Source organism: Haliea sp. E17 (assembly GCF_048323675.1).
GTDB lineage: Bacteria > Pseudomonadota > Gammaproteobacteria > Pseudomonadales > Halieaceae > Mangrovimicrobium.
Genome location: NZ_JBLWFK010000002.1, coordinates 146,402 through 163,591, shown reverse-complemented (window position 1 = coordinate 163,591; position 17,190 = coordinate 146,402). Strand labels below are relative to the sequence as shown.

Here is a 17,190-nt window from a genome sequence, read left to right as displayed (position 1 = left end):
TGTCAGTAAGATCTGACAAGAGGTCCACCGGGCTGTTATCCGCGAGAGAATCCCCATACTGGGACGTTCGCCGTAATCTTGATTCGAATGTCCATCGTCTATACCCTTCTCAGAAGTAACGATTACCCCACCGGCCGTTGCGAAGGAATGCATAAAATAATTATCAGGATTTTGCCAAATGAATGAACCCGCGGCCCCCAGCCCAAGACCCCACTCGGACGACCCTTGCCCCTGCCTCAGGGACGCAAAGTTTGGTGATTGCTGCGGCATTACCGCAGATACGGTTCCAAAGGATATCTTTATTCAAAAAGAAGCCATTTCCAAAAAGAAATGCGACGAAATGGTGAGGTATCTCGCGAAACAGCCGCGCACCGACCTGGGCATCGTAAAAGCTGGAAACCAGCGCCGGGAACTGGGAAACGTGCTGGATTCCACACGAATCACCTTCTCGATCAAACCCGGCAAACTGACTACCAAAATCAACAACCTGATAGAGACAGGCTTTTCAGGTGTAGTCGAGGATCAGCTGGGAAAAACCCTGTTATGGTATGAGACACCAACCGTTCTTCTTTACGTCAAGGGCGGCTGGTATGCGCGACATACAGATTCGGGAAACGTCTGCCCGAATACCAGGGAATTCAAAAAGCTGGTGGATCGGGATTACAGTGTCCTGCTCTATCTTTCGGACAAATTTGAAGGGGGCAACATAACCTTTAACAGGTTTGGTTACTCCTACAAACCCCAAAGAGGCGATCTCGTCGTATTTCCCTCTGACAACCGCTACGCACACACGGCTGAACGGGTCACCGCGGGCAACCGCTACGCCGTGGTTTCGTTCTGCGCGATCGAAGAGTCGAAAAAGATTTACCTGACACCCCCCGCAGATGCCATTCTGATCGAAGCCAATCGCAAACCTGTCGCGAAATCCAGCCTCATGAGACAGGCCATTTCCGACGTCTCTGGCTAAGCCCCTGGCCACTGTACTTTCATCCTGACTTTCCAGGGAAACAGGACACGCCGAAACCAGGGGAGGGTTGTAAACCCGGTTGCCAGCTTACCAGGTGTAGAAGCTTGCAAGCTGTGTCTGAACCAATGGGCAGACAGTAATGGATTGGTATACTGCGCTGAGATAAATGGGGTGGCCGATGGGTCTCGAACCCACCACCTCCGGAGCCACAATCCGGTGCTCTACCCGATGAGCTACGGCCACCACTGCAGGAGATTGAAACGTGACGGCCCCCAAATGCGGGTAGCAGGAGCCTGCTTCAATGCGGGCGGCATGTTATATGCGGGTCCCTCCCGCTGTCAAGCGGGAATAGCTGGGGAACCGCACAAGCTTGCCGCGGCGGGCTCGGCCTAAAGCTTTTGCCCGGTAAAGGGATAACTACCCATAAAACCGGCCTTGACCTTGCCGGTCATGGTGTTGCCTTCTACCTGGCCGGTAAATTCCAGCTTCAGCTTCATCGGCTTGGTCACCTTGTTCACCCAGCGCACGGCGCCGCTAGCCGCGTCGTAGTCGATGCCCTCGATGACGGTGGTGGTGCCGTCACCGCTCTGTTCGCCGCCGAGCACACCATTGGTCGCCGCCAGGTAAAGCTCGCTGGGCATGGGCCCCGTCGGCCCCTTGATCGTGACGTTCCACCTGCCCTCGATAGACGCCGGTGGCGGCGCGCCGGCGGGGGCGACAGGCTTGGGTTTGCGGGCGGGCTTTTCCTTGCCGACCCAGGCCGGCAGGGTGGCCCAGCCGCGCACGGTGGAGGTGGCCAGCAGCTCGCCCTCCTCCAGGTCCACTTCCCATTCCGGGAAGCGGTTGAGCAGTTCGTCCAGCACCACGCGACCTTCCATGCGGGCCAGCACGTTGCCGATACAGGTGTGGATGCCGTAGCCGAAGGTCACGTGGGCCGCCCGGTCGCGGCGGATATCGAACACGTCCGGGTTGGGGAAAATGGATTCGTCGCGGTTGGCGGAAGCGACGATCATCAACAGGGCGCTACCGGCGGGCACGGTAGTGCCGTGGAACTCGATGTCCTCGGTGACGTAGCGCGCAACGTGCGGCCCCGGCGGTTCGAAGCGCAGCAGTTCTTCCACCGCCTCGGGAATCAGCTCGCGGTTTTCCACCAGCAGTTTGCGCTGGTCGGGGAACTCGGCGAGGGTCTTGCCGGCCCAGCCGATCAGTTTGTTGGTGGTCTCGTTGCCGGCGCCGGCGAGGATGTTCACGTAGGTGATGAGCTCGTCGCGGGTCAGCTTGCGCTGGGTCCCGGTCTCGTCGGTAAACTCCACACCGAGCAGTTCGGTGATCACGTCGTCGGCCGGGTTTTTCATCCGCCAGTCGATGTAGTCGCCAAAGCTCTGGTCCAGTTGCAGCGAGCCGCTCTCGTACTCGAGGGGGTTTTCGCCCTCGGTGCGCAGGCGCGAATCGACACTTTCGCGCACCATCTCGAAATCCTGCTCGGGAATACCGAGCAGTTTGCCGATCACCCGCATGGGAATCTGGCCGCCGATATGCTCGATGAAGTCGAATTCCTTCTCGCCCGCGATCTTGTCCAGGCACTCGCGGGTGATATCCCGCACTTCCACCTCGAGACCGTTCATCCGCCGCGGCGAGAAAATACGCGCGACGATGTTGCGGTGGATCGCGTGCGACGGCGGGTCATTGTGAATGAAGGTCCCCGGCGGAATCTGGATTTTCTGCTGGATCATTTCCAGGATATCGCCGTGCTTCGAGCTCAGCGCCTGGTGGTTGAGAAATGCCGCGCGAACGTCGTTGTAGCGGGTCAGCGCGTAAAAATCGTATTCGCTGTTGTAGTACAGCGGTGCCTCTTCGCGCATCCGCTTGTAGATCGGATAAGGGCTTTCTGCGATGGAGCGCTTGTAGGGGTCATAGTAGACACCTCCATTCACAGCTGCTGGTTGACTTGCCATGACCTGAATCCCTCTGGGGTTATTATTTATGTCACGATGCTGCAACCAACTCGAAACGCTGTCAAGCGACACACGGTGATTGGACCACGAATGCCGTAATTTAAAGTGCCAAAGGCTGAAACTTGTAAATTTTCCTGACGATATTCCGTCCTGAATCGGGCTTGAGGAAGATCACCAGGAACACTGCCCAACTGGCGAAAACAAAACGTCTCTCCAGCGCTGTTTACTCCAGCCAATAAGCTGACGTTGCAACCAGACCACGCGAAGTAACAAGCGCGTTGGATGCGCGGCGCTTATCAGGCAGGAAAGACTATCCCCGGCTCACGCATGGCGTGTGCCCGATTCGGCTTATCGGATTCCGGGACCAGGAGTCTTGAAACAGGAAGTGGAAAAGAGAAAGTGGTCGGGGTAGAGAGATTCGAACTCCCGACATCCTGCTCCCAAAGCAGGCGCGCTACCAGACTGCGCTATACCCCGACGAAGGCCGCGAATAATACGCACACACGCCGCGAGCGTCAATGTGGTTATTACCACCCTACCCCTTCGGAGTCTCCACTTTCCGGCGCTGGCGTGGGACAATACGCGCCCTTCATACGGCGGGCAAGCAAGAGGAATCCACCCGATGACAGCACTGGTACTGGACGGCAAGGCACTGGCGGCACAAACCGAGGCGGAACTGCTCGCCCGGGTGGAGCAGCTGAAGGAAAAATCCGGCGGCAAGACCCCGATTCTTGCCACCATCCTGGTCGGCGACGACCCCGCCTCAGCCACCTACGTGAAAATGAAGGGCAACGCCTGCCGCCGCGTGGGCATGGATTCCCTCGCCGTCGAAATGCCCTCCTCCACCTCCACGGAAGAGCTGCTGGCGAAAATTGAGGAACTCAACGCCAACCCGGACGTGCACGGCATCCTGCTGCAGCACCCGGTACCCGCGCAGATCGACGAGCGCGCCTGCTTCGACGCCATCGCCCTGGGCAAGGACGTGGACGGCGTCACCTGCCTCGGTTTCGGCCGCATGGCCATGGGCGAGGACGCCTACGGTTGCGCCACCCCCCAGGGCATCATGCGCATCCTCGAGCACTACGGCATCGAGATCGAGGGCAAGCACGCGGTGGTCGTCGGCCGCAGCCCGATCCTCGGCAAGCCGATGGCGATGATGCTGCTGCAGAAAAACGCCACCGTTACCATCTGCCACTCCCGCACCAAAGACCTGCCGGCGCTGGTCGCCCAGGCCGACATCCTGGTCGGCGCGGTGGGCAAGCCGGAATTCATCCGCGCGGACTGGGTGAAGGAAGGCGCGGTGGTCGTGGACGCCGGCTACCACCCCGGCGGCGTGGGCGATATCGAACTTTCCGCGCTGACCGAGAAAGCCTCCGCCTACACCCCGGTACCCGGCGGCGTCGGCCCGATGACCATCAATACCCTGATCATGCAGAGCGTCGAATCCGGCGAGAAAAGCCTGGGCTAGGCCGGCGAACCTCGCGGTTTGAGTAACCAGGCCCCAGTCGTAGCGGAGTCCCACCCGGGGCTCCCCTTCCCGCGGCGCGCGTTCGCCGTACTCGCCGTTTCCACCGGCAACATGATGCTGATGATCGACGTGTCGATTGCCAACATCGTGCTGCCCTCGCTCTCCGCGGAACTGCAGGTGGACAGTTCGGACGCGGTCCTCGTGGTCACCATCTACCAGTTGATCCTCGCCATGGCGCTGATGCCGATGGCCGCCTTCGGCGAGCGCATCGGCCTGCGCCGGCTCTACAGCGGCGGGCTGGTGCTGCACAGTATCGCCGCGTTCTTCTGCTTTCACGCGGACAGCCTCGAGAGCCTGCTCCTGGCCCGCTCGCTGCAGGCAGTGGGCACCGCGGCGTCGCTGAGCGTCGCCTTTGGCCTGCTGCGGGCGATCTACCCGCTGGAACACCTCGGCAAGGGCATGGCCATCAATACCATCGCCAACGCCGGGGGAACGGCGCTGGCACCGGTGGTCGGCGGCCTGGTGCTGTCCACCCTGAGCTGGCACTGGGTGTTTGCCGCGGCGGTGCCCTTCTCCATCCTGTCCCTGGCATTCAGCCGCGCCCTGCCCGACCCGGAACCCCACTCGCAGCCCTTCGACGGCCGCGGCGCCGCCCTGTGCGCCGCCACTTTCGGCCTGGTGGTGATCGGCCTGCAGCTGACCACCCACGGGATGGGTGTGTGGATTCCAGCGGCCACCCTGCTGCTCGGCGGGCTGGTGGCCTGGGTCTTCGTGAGTTATGAGCGCCGGGTGGAGCGGCCGATCCTGCCGGTGGAACTGCTTGCCATTCCCAAACTGGCGGTGGCGCTGCTGGCCAACTTCAGCGCGGTGATCGGCTCGATGATCATCCTGGTGTTCGTGCCCTTCATGCTGCAGCAGAACCTCGGTTTTTCCCCCGCCTCGGTCGGCGGCATGATGGCCTCCTACGCCCTGGCCAGCGTGATGGTGGCGCCGGTCTCCGGCTACCTCTCGGACCACATCCCCGTCACCCGCCTGTGCGTCGCCGGCATGCTCGTCAGCACCATCGGCCTGGTCCTGCTGGCGACCCTGCCCGAGACCAGTGGCCGCAGCGACATCGCCTGGCGCATGTGGCTGTGCGGGGCGGGTTTCGGTATGTTCTTTTCCCCCAATGCGCGGCTGATTATCGGCGCTGCCCCCAAACGCCTGGCCGCCTCCACCGGCAGCATGGTCACCACGGTGCGGATGCTCGGCCAGGCCCTCGGCGCAACGCTCACCGCCGGGATGCTGGCGCTGGGATTGGGTGATTCGGGTACCCCGCTATTCGTGGCGGCGGCGCTGGTGGCCTTCGCGGGAATCTGCAAGGTGCTGAAAGTATCCGCGTAGGCGTCGCCCCGGCCGCGACCTGCTACAGCGGCCTGGGGGTCTCGCCGTTTCCGGACATCCCCTCAACCACTTGTGCGGCTTCCGCACCTTCCTCACCACCCTCGGCGCTGGCATCGACCGGATCACCGGCGTCAGCCGCAGTCTCGCCGCTTGCCGGCTCATCGCCATTGACCTGCTCCCCGGCAGCTTCCGCCTCGATGGCGCTCTGGGCCGGCTGCGCCAGCGCGGCGCGGATCTCCAGCAGCCGGGTATTCGCCTTGCCCAGTTGCCGGCAGGCGCGTTTCACCTCGTTCATGTACTGCAGGTAGATTTCCAGCGCGTGCACGTCGAGGGCGCCGGTGCCGGCCTGCCGCAGGAGGTCCATTTTCAGCGTACGGTAACTCTGCTCCACAAGCGGATAGGCCGGATTTTCCCCTTCGTCGGCCGTCAGGCGCTTGCTCCACCCGGCCAGGAACTCCTCGACGTCGCCGCGGAAGGCCGCCATCGCGGGAAAGGGCTTCTGCCACAGTTCCCCCTCGGATTCCAGTTGCTCGATTTCCTCGTTGAGGTTGGCCACCAGCAGGTACTGGTGCAGCGATTCCATCAGCCCGGTCACGGACTCCGCCAGCAAGGGTGTCAACGGCTCCCGGTTGAGGCTGGTGGCAAATTCGGTGACCGCGCCGGCCAGCGCGCGGATATCGTCGCGCCCCTCGCGCCAGGGGTGGATCTCCCCGGGCTGCAGCGACTGCTGCAGGGTGGCGATCGACATCTGCGCCACCCGCTGCACTTCCAGGGTCATACTGCCCACCGCGGTATAAGGCACGCTGAGGGAGGCGCGGTCGAGGTACTGCGGCCGCGCGGCCTCGCGCTCCGGCACATGGAACATCTGCGACAGGATCGCCACCAGCCGTCCCGACAGCGGCCACATCAACAGCACACCGAGGATATTGAACACCGTATGGAACAGCGCCAGGGTCATCGCCGGCGCCGCGCTGAGCTCCAGTACCGACTGCATCCACGCCACCAGCCAGAGCATCGGCCCCAGCACCAGTATCGCGACCAGCGCGGTCAGCAGGTTGAAGGCCAGGTGGGCCACCGCGACCCGCCGCGCGTTGGGCGTGGCGCCGAAGATCGTCAGCAGCGCGGTGGAGGTGGTGCCGAGGTTGGCGCCGATCACCACCGCCGCCGCCGCATTCAGTTCGACCAGGCCGCTCTGGGCCGCGCTCAGGGCCACCACCATCGCCGCGCTGGAGGACTGCATCAGCGCCGTGAGCACGAAGCCGATAGCCACGTAGGCGAGGATGGCGACCAGGTTGAGGCGCTCGAAACTTGGCAGGCTGTAATCCGAACCGAGCCCGTCGAAGGCTGCCTTGAGCACCCCGATACCGAGGAACAGCAGGCCGAAACCCACCAGCGCCAGGCCGTAGGAACCGCGCCGGCTGCGGGCGCCGGTCAGTTTCAGCAGCGCGCCGATGCCGACCAGGGGCAGCGCGTAGGCCTGTATATCCAGCTTGAAACCGACCACCGCCACGATCCACGCGGTCATGGTAGTACCGACGTTGCTGCCGAAGATGACCCAGATGGCGCGCTCGAGACTGAGCATGCCGGCATTGGCGAAGCCGATAGTGGCAACCGTCACCGCACTGGAGGACTGCACCACGGCGGTAATCAGGAAGCCCGCGGCCAGGCCGCGCAGGCGGCTACTGGTCCAGGTGGCGAGGAGGTCGCGCAGGGCCGAGCCGGCGGCCAGTTTCAGGCCATCGGTCATCAGTGACATGCCGATCAGCAGCAGGCCGAGACCACCTGCCAGTTCAGAGACCAACGCCCACATACCTGTCCTATAGCGTCCAGCCGCACTTGCGGAATGCGGTGAATCTTAACCTACAGCGGCCGGAGGGGTCAGTGCCCAAAATGAGGATTGCCCTGCGCGTGCACCGTGCGCAGGCCTTGTGCCTGGTGCAGGCGGGGAGAAAAGAGCCCTGGCGCGAAGGCGGCCGCCGCCGCGCCAGGGGAGCAGACTAGGCGGAGCGGTTCGCCCGCAGCCGGCGACGCGCCAGCAGGGCCAGTGCCGCGCCCAGCAGTCCCAGCCCCGCCAGCGGCAGTGTGGGAATGGACTCGGCGGAAACGCCACTGCCCGGCGCCGCGGGCGCCGCAGGCGGCAGCGGGGTATCAAAGGGCGATTCATAGGCGCCGATATCCACAGTGCCGAACTGGATGCGCGCGTTGCCCGCCAGGTCGGTGCCGGTTGGCGCGTTGGCGTTGAGGCCGACATTGATCGCCGGGGAGGCCGCGGTCAGCTGGAAATCACCGCCGGTGCTGGGGCTGCCCAGCGCAGCCGATGCCGCGCTCACGAACAGGGGATCGAGCAGACTGGCGGCGGTGCCGGCAAAGTCACCACTGCCATTGGGTTCTCCCGCGGGAAACACCGCATCGGCGCCGGTATTGTCACCGACCAGGTTGCCACCCGCTGAGTTGAGCACCCCGGAGCCGCCCATATCGATATCCCGGTTGGGGTCGTTGGCGGCGTTCAGCGCGACGATGGTGTTGCCCATGGTCAGCGTGCCGTTGACGTTGATCGCGCCGCCGGTGCCGGAGAAGTTACCCGCGAAGGTGCTGTTGTAGATCTCCCCCGTCGCAGCCGTGTTGAGGGTAAGGGCAGAACCGGAACGGGTCGCCTCGTTGCCGCTGAACAGGCTGTCGTAGATCAGGTAGGTCCCGTGGAAAATGGAAATCGCCCCACCGCGTCCCGCCGGGGCCGGCGGTGTTGCCGTGTTGCCGCGGAACTCGCTGCGGACCACGTTCAGCTCCTCGGTCCCGTTGCCATCAACGGCAATCGCACCGCCGACGCTGCCGGCGCTGTTGGATTCAAAAATGGAATCCATGACGGTCAGGTTGGATCCGCCCGCGATGCGAATGGCGCCACCGCCCTCGCCCACGTTGTTGGCCACACGTACCGAATGGAGCTCCAGGATACTGTTACCTTCGACGATCACCGCCCCGGCGAGGGTCGGCGAGCCGCTGTTTTGCAGCGCAATGTCGCGGAAGATCACGTCGGCGTTGCTGTCGATCTCGAACAGGCGGAACGCGCCACTGGTTTGGATAGCCAGGTTGTCCCTGCCGAGGCCGTTGATCGTCACGGTCAGGTTATCGATACTGATGGCGCTGTTGAGCGTAATCACGGAGCCGCTCAAGCCGGCGTTAAAATCAATAACGTCGCTGTTGCTCGCGTCCAGGAACGCCTGGCGCAGCGAGCCGGCACCCGAGTCATTGGTGTTGGTCACCGTGAAAGTGGCCGCCAGCGCCGATCCGCAGAAAAACAGGGCCGGCAACAGCGCGAGGCGCCATTGAGTGATTGATCGCATTGAATTACCCCTTGGAAGAAAACCGCTTTTTGTATCTGTAAAGACTACCAGCTCAACGCGGGTTCTCGCGACGGGGAAAGGGTAAAAACGGCTGAAATCATTAAAAACTGCGCCGGGTCATGTACCGGCGCAGACACCGGAAAGCGGACGGTGATCAGCGCCTCAGGCGCGCCGCCACTTGGTCCCCTCGCGGGAGTCCTCCAGTACCACGCCGGCGGCCAGCAGTTCGTCGCGAATCTCGTCGGCGCGGGCGAAGTTCTTCGCCTGCTTGGACTCGGCGCGCTCGACGATCAGGGCCTCGACTTCCTCGGCGCTGATACCTTCATCTGAAGCGGCGCCCTGCAGCCACTCTTCCGCGTGGTGCTCGAGAATGCCCAGCATGCTCCCCGCCGCCAGCAGGCGCGCCTTGTGGCGGGGCTTGTCTGCCGCGTCGGCCTTGTTCAACTCGCGGGCGATGGCGTGAATCTCGGCAATGGCAATCGGCGTGTTGAGGTCGTCGTTGAGCGCGGCGTAGAAAGGTTCGTCCACCAGCGATACGTCCACGTCCAGGGGGATGTCGTCCACTTCCCGCAGTGTGTTGTAGAGGCCGTTGAGGGTGGTCTCGGCCTGCTCCAGCAGTTCCGCGGAGAAGTTCAGCGGCGAGCGGTAGTGGGCGGAGAGCAGCGCAAAACGCAGCACTTCACCGCGATACTTGCCGAGCAGTTCGCGCACGGTGCGGAAGTTGCCGAGGGACTTGGACATCTTCTCGCCGTCGATGTCCAGGTAGGCATTGTGCATCCAGTAGCGCACGAACTCGTCCTCGCCATGGGCGCAACGGCTCTGGGCGATCTCGTTCTCGTGGTGGGGGAAGATCAGGTCGCGACCGCCGCCGTGGATGTCGATGGTCTTGCCGAGGTGGGCGCGGATCATCGCCGAGCACTCCAGGTGCCAGCCCGGGCGACCGGTGCCCCAGGGGCTGTCCCAGCCGGGCTCGCCTTCTTTCGCCGGTTTCCACAGCACGAAATCGCCGGGGTGGCGCTTGTAGTCGGCCACTTCCACCCGCGCGCCGGCCAGCATGTCGTCCAGCGAGCGCTTGGACAGCTTGCCGTAGTCTTCCATCGATTCGACCGAGAACAGCACGTGGCCCTGGGATTCGTAGGCGTGGCCCTTCTCCACCAGGGTGCGGGTGAGCTCGATCATCGCATCGATGTTTTTCGTCGCATGGGGTTCCAGCGTCGGCGGCAGCGCGTTGAGCTCGGCCATGTCCTCGCGGTACTTGGCGGTGAACTCGTCGGTGACCGATTCGATGCTGCGGTTGCCCTCGCGCGCCGCGGCGATGATCTTGTCGTCCACGTCGGTGATATTGCGGGCGTAGGTCACCTTGTCGTAATGGGTTTCCAGCAGGCGGTAGAGGGTATCGAAGACCACCACCGGGCGGGCGTTGCCGATGTGGGCGAGGTTGTAGACCGTCGGGCCGCAAACGTACATGGTCACTTCGCCGGGCACCAGCGGCTCGAAGGGGACTTTCTCCCCGCGCATGGTGTCGTAGATCTTCAGGCTGGTGCTGTTAGCCATGACGTCAGGCCCCTTCGTTCCAGGTGTCGCGCAGGCCGATGGTCATGTTGAACACCGGCTGTTGCGCGCTGTGGTCGTAGCGGTCCGCCACGAAGTAGCCCTCGCGCTCGAACTGGAAACCCTGCTCCGGCGCTGCCGCGGCCAGTGAGGGTTCGATGACCGCGTCGGCGATCACCTTGAGTGATTCGGGATTCAGGTGGCTGAGGAAATCGGCGTCGCCGCGGTCCGGCGCCTCGTGGTTGAACAGGCGGTCATAGACCCGCACCTCGGCGCGCACGCCATGGCTGGCGGAGACCCACTGGATCACGCCCTTGGGCTTCACGCCATCCGCCGGGTCGGTGCCCAGGGTATCGGGGATGGTGTGGGCGTGGATCTCGGTGATATTGCCCGCGGCGTCCTTGACCACGCTGTCCGCCTCGATCACGTAGGCATTGCGCAGGCGCACCCGCTTGCCCAGTACCAGGCGCTTGTACTTCTTGTTGGCCTCCTCGCGGAAGTCCTCGGCGTCGATGTACAGCTCGCGGGTAAAGGGCAGTTCGCGGCTGCCGAGGTCCTCACGGCTGGGGTGGTTCGACGCGCTGAGGGTCTCCACCTGGCCTTCCGGGTAGTCGGTCAGCACCACTTTCAGCGGGTTCAATACCGCCATGGCGCGCGGCGCGTTGTTGTTGAGGTCCTCGCGGATGGCGAATTCCAGCATCGCCACATCCACCACCCCGTCGGAGCGGGTGGTGCCGATCATCTCGCAGAACTTGCGCAGGGCCTGCGGGGTGTAGCCGCGGCGGCGCATGCCGGAGATGGTGGGCATGCGCGGGTCGTCCCAGCCGCTGACAAAATCCTGGTCCACCAGTTGCTTCAGCTTGCGCTTGCTGGTGATGGTGTAGCTGGGGTTGAGGCGGCCGAACTCGTACTGGCGCGGCTGCGCCGGCACTGGCAGGTTGGCGATGAACCAGTCGTAGAGCGGGCGGTGATCCTCGAACTCCAGGGTACAGATGGAGTGGGTCACCCCCTCGATGGCGTCGCCCTGGCCGTGGGCGTAGTCGTAGGTCGGGTAGATCACCCAGTCCGTGCCGGTCTGGTGGTGGGCGATCTTGCGGATCCGGTAGAGGATCGGGTCGCGCATGTTCATGTTCGGCGAGGCCATGTCGATCTTCGCCCGCAGCACTTTCTCGCCCTCGCCGAACTCGCCGTCCTTCATGCGGCTGAACAGGTCGAGGTTTTCCTCGATGCTGCGCTCGCGGAAGGGGCTGTTGCGGCCCGCCTCGGTCAGGGTGCCGCGGTATTCCCGGGCCTGCTCGGCATTGAGGTCGCAGACATAGGCCTTGCCCTGCTCGATGAGGTAGACCGCCCAGTCGTAGAGCTGCTGGAAGTAGGAGGACGCGTAGCGGACCTCGCCGGCCCACTGGTAGCCCAGCCAGCGCACATCGGCCTGGATGGATTCAATGTATTCCTGGCTCTCTTTCTCCGGGTTGGTGTCGTCGAAGCGCAGGTTGCACTTGCCGCCGTTGGCCTCGGCCAGGCCGAAGTTCACGCTGATGGACTTGGCGTGGCCGATATGCAGGTAGCCGTTGGGCTCGGGGGGAAAGCGAGTCTGGACCGCGGTGACGCGGCCGCTGGCCAGATCGTCGCTGATAATTGCCTGGAGAAAGTTCTTGACCGGTGCGTCTTGCATGAAAATCGAAAAATCCTGGACCCAAAAAGGCGCGTATTATAGCCCCTTGCCGCCCGCGCTTTAAGCGAATTGCTACCGCCATTTATTTCCCGCCGCGGGCCGCATCCGCGGTTTTCCTGCCGGACAAAAGTCCGTATGATGTGCGGCCCGCAAGAATTAACCCACAGGGATGAATCTATGATCACCATTCGCACGACGTTTGGCGAAATCAAATTGGAGCTGGACGCCGAAAAAGCGCCGAAAACTGTCGCCAACTTCCTCGAATACGCGCGCAGCGGCTTTTACGACGGTACCATTTTCCACCGGGTCATCAACAACTTCATGATCCAGGGCGGTGGCTTCGACACCGACATGAGCCAGAAAAGCACCAAGGCACCGATCGAGAACGAAGCGGACAACGGCCTGAAGAACGATTTCGGCACCATCGCCATGGCCCGCACCATGGACCCGCACTCGGCCACCGCGCAGTTCTTCATCAACGTGAAGGACAACGACTTCCTCAACCACACCGGCAAAAACGCCCAGGGTTGGGGCTACGCGGTATTCGGTCGCGTCGTCGAGGGCTCCGAAGTGCTGGACAAGATCCGCACTGTGCCCACCACCTCCAAGGGCGGCCACCAGGACGTGCCCGCGGACCCGGTCATCATCGAATCGGTCACCGTCGACGAAGAGTAAGTGTCCCGCACACTTTTCATCTCCGACCTGCACCTGGACCCCGCCAGACCCGACATCACCCGGGCCCTGGCGGGCTTCCTCCAAAACCAGACCACCTGCGACACCCTCTACGTCCTCGGCGACCTCTTCGAAGCCTGGATCGGTGATGACGACGACGCCCCTCTCGCTGCCGAAGTCGCCGCCCTCTTCCGCAACTTCAGCGCAGCCGGCCCCGCCCTCTACTTCATGCGCGGCAACCGGGACTTCCTCCTCGGCGACGACTGGTGCGCCCGCGCCGCCGGCACCCTCCTCCCCGACCCGTCGGTAGTCGACATCCACGGCACCCCCGTCCTGCTGATGCACGGCGACAGCCTCTGCACCGGCGACGCCGAGTACATGGCCTTCCGCACCCAGGCCCGCGACCCCCAGTGGCAAGCCCAGGTCCTCGCCCGCCCGCTGGCCGAACGCCGCGCCCTGGCCGCCCAGTTGCGCGCCATGAGCAAGGAGGCCAACTCCAACAAGGCGGAGGACATCATGGATGTCACCCCTGCGGAGGTCGAACGGGAGATGCTCGAGCACGGTGTGAGCACCCTGATTCACGGTCACACACACCGGCCGGCGTGGCACCAGCTCACTTCCGGCGAACGCTGGGTGCTTGGGGACTGGGACACTCACGGCTGGTATCTCGAAATCACTTCAGGTGGTTTCAAGCTTCATAAATTTGTTATTTAACAGTTGGTTATAGCTGTTATCTCATACTTGTGGCACGCTGCCACCGAGCTTCAAACCCGCAGGGCTCCCGCTTACTCGAAGGCGTTTTGACTCGACGCGGGAGCCCTGCGGGTTTGAATCTCTCACTCCACGGGTAGCGTGCGAGCCAGCACATCCCCGCCGGGACCGTGTGGCGACAGGACGTCGCCACCCGAGCCTGCACATGGATGTGCGCTTTTTGGCGTGTCCCGGCGGGGATGTGCTGGATCGCGCGCGGCGCAAGAACGCCATACCATGGGGACATGCTGGATCGCGCGCGGCACAAGAACGCCAACCCCAGGAGTTCGCTCCCTGCCCCGTCATCAGGACAAAACTCCAGCTAGGAAGCCTTGGACAACCACCACCTGGTAACAAAGGTCCCCACCAGGTAACTGCCAACCACCGTCACAATGGCACTGTCGGCAAAACTCAGAGAGACAATCATCGGCCCCGGACAATACCCCGCCAGCCCCCAGCCAATCCCGAACACCGCCCCACCCAGAACAATCCTGGGATCGACCGCAGTCAACGGCGGCAACTGGAAATGCTGCGCGAAGGCCGGCTTGGGCTGCTTCAGGATGAACCAGGTGGCCAGCCCGTTGACCGCCAGGCCACCGCCCATCACGAAGGCCAGGGAGGGATCCCAGGTGCCGAAGACATCGAGGAAATTGACCACCTTGGCCGGGTCGATCATCTGCGCCACGGACAGGCCCAGGCCCATCAGGACACCGGCCAGCAGGGCGACAATCAGTTGCGGAAGCGGATGCATGGTCGATCAGCCCCCCACCAGGTGGCGAACCACGAAGACCGTGATAAACGCCGTCAGCATGAAGGTCAGCGTGGCGACCAGCGAACGCTGGCTGCCGCGGGCCAGGCCGCAGATGCCGTGGCCGCTGGTGCAGCCGTAACCGACGGTGGCGCCGACACCCACCAGCAGGCCGCCGAGGACCAGCAGGGGCGTGCCGACCACGGGTTCGATATGCGCGACGCCGGCGCCCGCCCCCAGCCACTGGTAGAGGAAGCCGCCGAGGACCAGGCCCAGCACGAACAGGACACGCCAGCCGAGATCCCCTTTTATCGGGTAGATGACGCCGCCGGCGATGCCGGAGATACCGGCGATGCGGCCGTTGAGCCACAGCAGCAGCGCCGCGGCGAGGCCGATCAGGGCGCCGCCGAGCAGCGCCGCACCCGGCGTGAAGTTAACGATGGTCATGCTGGCCTCCCGCCAATCAACCGCTGATCACTTCGCTGTCGAGGTGCACCTCGCAGTTCAGCGAATTGGAAATAAAACAGCTCTCTTCCGACTTCTGCAGCAGGCGCCTGGCCTTGTCCGCATCTTCCTCCGCGCCGATCGTCAGCTGGGCGGTGAGGGTCATGGCGGTGAACTTCATCTTGCGCTCGACCTTGTCCAGCTGGCCGTCCGCGGCGACCTGCAGCTTCGACCAGTCGAGCTCGTTGTACTTGGCAATGGCCCGGAAGGACATCACGAAGCAGCTGGCCAGCGCGCTCATCTGCAGTTCTTCCGGCGACCACTGGTCGCCGCTGCCGCCGAACTGCTTCGGCGGCGCGACCACCAGTTCCGGCACATCTTCGGCGGTAACGCACACCGGTTCTTCGGGGCTCGCGCAGACCGCGACGCTGTAGGTGTGGGGCAATTCTTCCATGGGATTCGATCCTTGCTCAGGTTGGGGTCAGTTCGACGCGGCGCCATTACCGGCCGCGGCGGGAGTATTCTCCCCCGCGCCCAGAATGGATGCCACCGCCTGGTGCTGGGTCAGCCAGACCTCGCCGCTCAGGTGGTCGAGGAAATGGGTGCGCTTCAGGGTGTCCATCACCGGCCCCTTCACCTCGGAGAGGTGGAAGCGCATGTCGCTGCTCTCCAGCCGCTGGTTGATCGACTCCAGGGTCTCCAGCGCGCTGAGGTCTATCTCGTTCACCGCGGTGCACATGAGGATCACGTCGCGCACCGCGGGCCGCTGCGCCAGCAGTTCGTAGAGGCGGTCCTCGATATAGCTGGCGTTGGCGAAGTACAGGCTCTCGTCCACCCGCAGGGAGAGGATGGTGTCGTGGGTCTGCACCTGGTGGCGGTCGATATTGCGGAAGTGCTCGGTGCCGGGCACCTCCCCCACCACCGCCATGTGCGGCCGCGAGGTCTTGTACAGGTGCAGGGCCAGCGAGGCCAGCACGCCGCAGGCGACCCCGGTTTCCACCCCCAGGGTGAGCGTGGCCACCATGGTGGTCGCCACCGCCACGAACTCGGACTTGCCGTACTGCCAGGTGCGCTTGAGGATCGACAGGTCGATCAGCGAGAGCACCGCCACGATGATGGTGGCGGCCAGCGTGGCCTGCGGCAGGAAGGCCAGGTAAGGCGTGAACAGCAGCGCGGTTACCGCGATACCCACCGCGGTGAACATGCCCGCCGCGGGCGTCTCGGCGCCGGCATCAAAATTGACCACCGAGCGGGCGAAGCCGCCGGTGACCGGGTAGCCGCCGCTGACCGAGGCGGCGATATTCGCGGCGCCGAGGCCGATCAGCTCCTGGTCCGGGGAGATTTTCTGGCGTTTCTTGGCAGCCAGCGTGTGGCCCACCGACACCGACTCGACAAAACCGATGATGGAGATGAACACCGCGGAAATCGCCAGCTCCTTCCAGTCGCTGTGGGACAGGGCCGGCAGGGCCAGCTCCGGCAGGCCGCTGGGAACATCGCCGACCAGCGCCACGCCGCGCTCGCCCAGGCCGAAGGCCCAGGCGATCACGCTGGTGATCACCACCCCGATCACCGGCCCGGTCTTGGCCAGCAGTGTCGCCGGGTATTCCTTCAGGCCGAGGCGCACCAGCAGGGGCTGCAGGCCAGTGCGCACCCAGAACAGGAACACCAGCACGGTGACGCCGAGCACGAAGGTGATCGGGTTCATCGCGCCCACCTGCCCGGCGAGGCTGAGCAGCAGTTCCAGCAGGTTGTCGCCGTGGGCGTGCACGCCGAACAGGTGCTTCAGCTGGCTGACCGCGATGATCAGGCCGGAGGCGGTGATGAACCCGGCGATCACCGGGTGCGACAGGAAGTTGGCGAGGAAGCCCATGCGCAACACGCCCATCAGCAGCAGGAAGGCGCCGGACATCAGCGCCATCAGCAACGCCGCCTCGATGTAGCCGACGCTGCCGGCTTCGGCCACCTGCCCCGCGGCGGTCGCGGTCATCAGCGAGACCACCGCCACCGGGCCCACCGAGAGGCTGCGGCTGCTGCCGAAAATGCCGTAGGCGACCAGCGGCAGGATACTGGCATAGAGGCCCATCTCCACGGGCAGGCCCGCCAGCAGGGCATAGGCCAGCGACTGCGGGATCAGCATGATGGTGACGATCACCGCCGCCAGCAGGTCGCTGGCCAGCAGGGTGCGGTTGTACTCCCGCCCCCAGGCCAGGATGGGCAGGTAGCGTTGCAGCTTGTCCAA

At 63.9% G+C, this 17,190-nt stretch carries 14 protein-coding genes and 2 tRNA genes; 5 read left to right on the top strand and 11 right to left on the bottom strand.

The genetic code is table 11. The annotated features are described in order from the left end of the window. The first annotated feature begins 178 nt into the window (after positions 1-178). Positions 179-967 (top strand): 2OG-Fe(II) oxygenase, encoded by a 789-nt coding sequence (locus ACNKU3_RS03880; protein ID WP_418258102.1) that lies wholly within the window; start codon positions 179-181, stop codon positions 965-967. Positions 968-1,134: 167 nt separating this feature from the next. Here the strand turns inward: ACNKU3_RS03880 and ACNKU3_RS03875 are convergent. From ACNKU3_RS03875 to ACNKU3_RS03865, 3 genes are all read right to left on the bottom strand, one after another. Further along, positions 1,135-1,210: transfer RNA gene (locus ACNKU3_RS03875), tRNA-His, on the bottom strand. Between the two features lie 146 nt (positions 1,211-1,356). Next, positions 1,357-2,922, bottom strand: coding sequence for a cytochrome P450 (locus ACNKU3_RS03870; protein WP_418258101.1), 1,566 nt, complete (start codon positions 2,920-2,922; stop codon positions 1,357-1,359). A gap of 400 nt (positions 2,923-3,322) precedes the next feature. Further along, a tRNA-Pro gene (locus ACNKU3_RS03865) sits at positions 3,323-3,399 on the bottom strand. Positions 3,400-3,544: 145 nt separating this feature from the next. Between ACNKU3_RS03865 and folD the strand changes: the two genes are divergently transcribed. Together folD and ACNKU3_RS03855 are read left to right on the top strand one after the other, a co-directional pair. Next, the gene (gene folD / locus ACNKU3_RS03860) at positions 3,545-4,390 is read left to right on the top strand and encodes a bifunctional methylenetetrahydrofolate dehydrogenase/methenyltetrahydrofolate cyclohydrolase FolD (RefSeq protein WP_418258100.1); all 846 of its coding nucleotides are present in this window, start codon (positions 3,545-3,547) and stop codon (positions 4,388-4,390) included. Between the two features lie 18 nt (positions 4,391-4,408). Next, on the top strand, positions 4,409-5,773 hold the full coding sequence (locus ACNKU3_RS03855; protein ID WP_418258099.1) for an MFS transporter: 1,365 nt from the start codon (positions 4,409-4,411) through the stop codon (positions 5,771-5,773). Between the two features lie 22 nt (positions 5,774-5,795). On the opposite strand, the gene ACNKU3_RS03850 is transcribed toward ACNKU3_RS03855, so the two are convergent. The 4 genes from ACNKU3_RS03850 to ACNKU3_RS03835 all read right to left on the bottom strand — a co-directional run bounded on the left by ACNKU3_RS03850 (position 5,796) and on the right by ACNKU3_RS03835 (position 12,337). Beyond that, entirely contained in the window at positions 5,796-7,574 is a 1,779-nt protein-coding gene (locus ACNKU3_RS03850; protein ID WP_418258098.1) for a Na/Pi cotransporter family protein, read from the bottom strand. A gap of 196 nt (positions 7,575-7,770) precedes the next feature. After that, on the bottom strand, positions 7,771-9,114 hold the full coding sequence (locus ACNKU3_RS03845) for a choice-of-anchor Q domain-containing protein (protein WP_418258097.1): 1,344 nt from the start codon (positions 9,112-9,114) through the stop codon (positions 7,771-7,773). Positions 9,115-9,276: 162 nt separating this feature from the next. Then, positions 9,277-10,668 carry a cysteine--tRNA ligase gene (cysS, locus tag ACNKU3_RS03840; protein WP_418258096.1) on the bottom strand — a complete coding sequence of 464 codons (1,392 nt, stop codon included), beginning with the start codon at positions 10,666-10,668 and terminating at the stop codon, positions 9,277-9,279. Positions 10,669-10,672: 4 nt separating this feature from the next. Further along, the gene (locus tag ACNKU3_RS03835; protein WP_418258095.1) at positions 10,673-12,337 is read right to left on the bottom strand and encodes a glutamine--tRNA ligase/YqeY domain fusion protein; all 1,665 of its coding nucleotides are present in this window, start codon (positions 12,335-12,337) and stop codon (positions 10,673-10,675) included. Between the two features lie 177 nt (positions 12,338-12,514). On the opposite strand from ACNKU3_RS03835, the gene ACNKU3_RS03830 reads away from it, so the two are divergent. Both ACNKU3_RS03830 and ACNKU3_RS03825 read left to right on the top strand, forming a co-directional pair. After that, positions 12,515-13,012: a peptidylprolyl isomerase gene (locus tag ACNKU3_RS03830; protein WP_418258094.1), complete on the top strand. Its 498-nt coding sequence runs from the start codon at positions 12,515-12,517 to the stop codon at positions 13,010-13,012. Further along, positions 13,013-13,723, top strand: coding sequence for a UDP-2,3-diacylglucosamine diphosphatase (locus ACNKU3_RS03825; RefSeq protein WP_418258093.1), 711 nt, complete (start codon positions 13,013-13,015; stop codon positions 13,721-13,723). 358 nt (positions 13,724-14,081) lie between these two features. Here the strand turns inward: ACNKU3_RS03825 and ACNKU3_RS03820 are convergent, their stop codons facing one another. Genes ACNKU3_RS03820 through ACNKU3_RS03805 form a run of 4 tightly spaced genes read right to left on the bottom strand, consistent with a single transcriptional unit; the run spans position 14,082 to position 17,190 of the window. Further along, a complete protein-coding gene (locus ACNKU3_RS03820) occupies positions 14,082-14,510 on the bottom strand; it encodes a DUF6691 family protein (protein WP_418258092.1) in 429 nt (142 codons plus the stop codon). Positions 14,511-14,516: 6 nt separating this feature from the next. Next, positions 14,517-14,954 (bottom strand): YeeE/YedE family protein, encoded by a 438-nt coding sequence (locus ACNKU3_RS03815; protein WP_418258091.1) that lies wholly within the window; start codon positions 14,952-14,954, stop codon positions 14,517-14,519. A 16-nt stretch (positions 14,955-14,970) separates the two neighbouring features. Next, positions 14,971-15,405 (bottom strand): OsmC family protein, encoded by a 435-nt coding sequence (locus ACNKU3_RS03810; RefSeq protein ID WP_418258090.1) that lies wholly within the window; start codon positions 15,403-15,405, stop codon positions 14,971-14,973. 27 nt (positions 15,406-15,432) lie between these two features. Next, a complete protein-coding gene (locus ACNKU3_RS03805) occupies positions 15,433-17,190 on the bottom strand; it encodes a SulP family inorganic anion transporter (protein WP_418258089.1) in 1,758 nt (585 codons plus the stop codon).

Excerpts from the sequence above, each read along its gene's own strand:
- ACNKU3_RS03880 (WP_418258102.1), top strand. The coding sequence starts at position 179 with ATGAATGAACCCGCGGCCCCCAGCCCAAGACCCCACTCGGACGACCCT.
- ACNKU3_RS03870 (WP_418258101.1), bottom strand. The coding sequence starts at position 2,922 with ATGGCAAGTCAACCAGCAGCTGTGAATGGAGGTGTCTACTATGACCCC.
- folD (WP_418258100.1), top strand. The coding sequence starts at position 3,545 with ATGACAGCACTGGTACTGGACGGCAAGGCACTGGCGGCACAAACCGAG.
- ACNKU3_RS03845 (WP_418258097.1), bottom strand. The coding sequence starts at position 9,114 with ATGCGATCAATCACTCAATGGCGCCTCGCGCTGTTGCCGGCCCTGTTT.
- cysS (WP_418258096.1), bottom strand. The coding sequence starts at position 10,668 with ATGGCTAACAGCACCAGCCTGAAGATCTACGACACCATGCGCGGGGAG.
- ACNKU3_RS03835 (WP_418258095.1), bottom strand. The coding sequence starts at position 12,337 with ATGCAAGACGCACCGGTCAAGAACTTTCTCCAGGCAATTATCAGCGAC.
- ACNKU3_RS03830 (WP_418258094.1), top strand. The coding sequence starts at position 12,515 with ATGATCACCATTCGCACGACGTTTGGCGAAATCAAATTGGAGCTGGAC.
- ACNKU3_RS03820 (WP_418258092.1), bottom strand. The coding sequence starts at position 14,510 with ATGCATCCGCTTCCGCAACTGATTGTCGCCCTGCTGGCCGGTGTCCTG.
- ACNKU3_RS03815 (WP_418258091.1), bottom strand. The coding sequence starts at position 14,954 with ATGACCATCGTTAACTTCACGCCGGGTGCGGCGCTGCTCGGCGGCGCC.
- ACNKU3_RS03810 (WP_418258090.1), bottom strand. The coding sequence starts at position 15,405 with ATGGAAGAATTGCCCCACACCTACAGCGTCGCGGTCTGCGCGAGCCCC.